The sequence below is a fragment of the Mycobacterium nebraskense genome (assembly GCF_002102255.1).
GTDB lineage: Bacteria > Actinomycetota > Actinomycetes > Mycobacteriales > Mycobacteriaceae > Mycobacterium > Mycobacterium nebraskense.
The window spans coordinates 1-2,583 of sequence record NZ_LQPH01000060.1; the positions used below are offsets into that span (position 1 = coordinate 1).

Annotated in this window: 2 protein-coding genes and 2 pseudogenes; all 4 read right to left on the reverse strand. The window is 62.6% G+C overall.

Going from position 1 to position 2,583, the window contains the following annotated elements; genetic code table 11:
- Positions 1 to 60: 60 nt before the first annotated feature.
- Positions 61 to 324, reverse strand: a pseudogene (locus AWC17_RS06325) (transposase); the annotation flags it as partial.
- Positions 325 to 453: 129 nt separating this feature from the next.
- Positions 454 to 603, reverse strand: a complete 150-nt coding sequence (locus tag AWC17_RS33360; protein ID WP_231588685.1) for a hypothetical protein — start codon at positions 601 to 603, stop codon at positions 454 to 456.
- A 215-nt stretch (positions 604 to 818) separates the two neighbouring features.
- Positions 819 to 1,037 (reverse strand): annotated as a pseudogene (locus AWC17_RS06335) (transposase); the annotation flags it as partial.
- Positions 1,038 to 1,112: 75 nt separating this feature from the next.
- The gene (locus AWC17_RS06340) at positions 1,113 to 2,030 is read right to left on the reverse strand and encodes a DUF4878 domain-containing protein (protein ID WP_197089836.1); all 918 of its coding nucleotides are present in this window, start codon (positions 2,028 to 2,030) and stop codon (positions 1,113 to 1,115) included.
- Positions 2,031 to 2,583 lie beyond the last annotated feature (553 nt).

Consider the following 2,583-nt stretch of genomic DNA (forward strand, 5'->3'; position numbering starts at 1 on the left):
CTGTCGCAGACACCGTCCACAACGAGAACACCCTGCTCACGCTGCCGAACGACCGAACCGACGCAAGATAACGTTGGTTTGCTCCAGCTCGCGGTTCTTCCTGCGTAGCTCACGCAGCTCCCGCTTCTCCTCGGTTGACACCCCTACCGCCTCACCGGCGTCGATCTCGGCCTGCCGCATCCACTTGCGCAGCGTCTCCGCGGTCATCCCCAGCCGGCCCGACACCGCCTTCATCGCGGCCCACTCCGAGCCGTAGTCGTCGCGGTGTTCGCGCACCAACCGCACCGCCCTGGCCTTGGTATTCTCGTCGTACCTGATCGACATCGCGCCCATCCTTCCCAACAAAGGAAGCGCGCATAAAACCGGGATGCTTCTATATATCGTGTCAAGGGGTTGATGGCACGGGATGTGCTGGGGCCAGGGTGCGGAACAGTTGTCGGGTGATGTAGCGCTTCAGGGAACGCATGATCTCTTTGGTGGTGCGGCCTTCGGCGCGACGTCGGGCAGCTCGCACAGCGCTGGAGCGACGTCTTCGACGACGGCATCCAGCGCCTTGCGGTTGTCGACGAGCTCGCCGTCGAGAGCGACGATGCGCTTGGTCAATCGGACCGCTTCCTGCCTGCAGGTGGCAATGACCGAATCTTCCTTGCGTTCACGCCAGGCAGCGATAGGCTTGAATTGACTGTGCGGCAGCGCTTTGCGGACATCGACACCAAGGTCGACTCTGCGTAGTAGTGCGGTGAGGGCGTTGATCGCCCGAGGGTCAACTCCAGGGGCGTGGTGTACGACGTCGTCGCGTGATTCTTCGACTTGGTGGTTTAGGCGGTTAGTGCCGCCGGGGTGTCCTCCTGTTCTGTTGATGGCGTGTGGTCGGCGCGGGATTTGCTCAGGACGTCGAGGCCGAGGTAGCGGCGGGATTCGGCCCATTCGTCGTGTTGTTCGGCCAGCACCGCACCGACGAGGCGGATCAGGGCGTTGCGGTCGGGGAAGATTCCGACGACGTCGGTGCGCCGGCGGATCTCTTTATTGAGTCGTTCCTGGGCCTCCCGCAAAGCACTTCTGCTCGGCGGCGGGTCTTGGGCCCAAAAAATCTTTCGGAATCGGCGAATTGTTCATGGACACCGAAATGTCAGCCCGGGCGGGAATGTAGCCATATCGGCGGTCCCTGCCAAGAATTCGACGACGCGCTGCAGCTTAGTTGTCCCGTCGGAGGTTTTGACGCTGACTGGGCCGCTGATTAGGCCGGAGAACTTCTCCGTGAGGTGGTAGGGGTCGAAGTTGTCGAGTTTGACCTCGCGTAGGTCGGCGGGCCCCCAACTGACGGTGCCCTCTACTAGGCCATTGGGCTCAAGATGCACCGGGCAGTTCGGAGGTGCCAGGAGGTTGGACTCTTGGCAGTTGGCCATCGCCGCGGCTAGCTGTGCCTCGACCGCGCCGCGTCCCTTTTCCGATAGCGCAAAGTTGGGATGTACCCAATATGGAGCCGCCGTCGTGAGTTGGTCGATCAGTAGCGGTGGGACCGTCACCGTCATGTAGGGGTTGGTGGTGCCGATGTCGATCCACCCGGGAAACACATACACCGTGGAATCGCGGATCGGCTTACCAAATAACGTCACCGTTTTCGCGGCGTCGTTGCCCATCGAGGCACCCAGGCCCGGTGTGAACTTGATCGCCGCCGAGGCCAGCTTCCAGCGGTTGTGGTCCATTTTCAAATCCAAAACCGCATCAGAGGTTTGGTCACCAAACGTGGCGACCACATGCACATGAGCCATGCTCAACGCCGCCTCGGGCGCCGCCGAATTGTCGTGCACAATCCGGATATTGCGGATCGGCCATTGCGCAACTTGCTTTTTGAGGATGTCACCGGTGAGGAACTCTGTGGTGGCGGGCGGGTCAATCCCGTAGGACAAAGCGGTCCCGGCGTCTGCGCGGGCGAGCGCTTCCAGGTAGTCTTTGACCACATCACCGGCCGACCCACCGGCCTGGCCGCGATCCCAGTCGGCCACAGTGATCACCGCAACGACAGCCACTGCCACCAGCATCGCGCCGACGGCCGCCAACACGACCAACAACCGTCTACGGCGCTTGGACACCCCAGCGGCCGGCAGCCGCCCAGACCCAGATGGCCCCATAGGCGGATACCCAGTTCCCCGAGCCGGCCGTGGTTGACGCTGCAAGCGGCCCACGGCAGGCGGCGGGACATCCCACCCCCTAGATAGGGATGGTGCCTGCGGCGTCCACCCGCCAGCGCTGGGTTCAGTCGGATCGGGCTGATACGGCCCACTACCGTCAGGCGCGTCCAGATTCGGATCGAATCCACTGCCCGAGCTACGGCCCTCGAACCGTTCATCAGACGAGTCAGGCACGGCAACCTCCACCTAGTTCGGTACGACGTCGTCTCGGCACCCCTGCCTGCGATCGTGCTCGCTCGCCCATCGTCCAATCAACTTTGGGTCAAGAACCGACCAATTGCCCGGGTCACCCTACAGATCCGCAGTCACTATAGTGAACCATCCCGGGTTTCATGCACCCTCGGGGTTCTGTGAGCCGGCCGGTTGGTCGGCCACGCGTTGGGAATAGTAG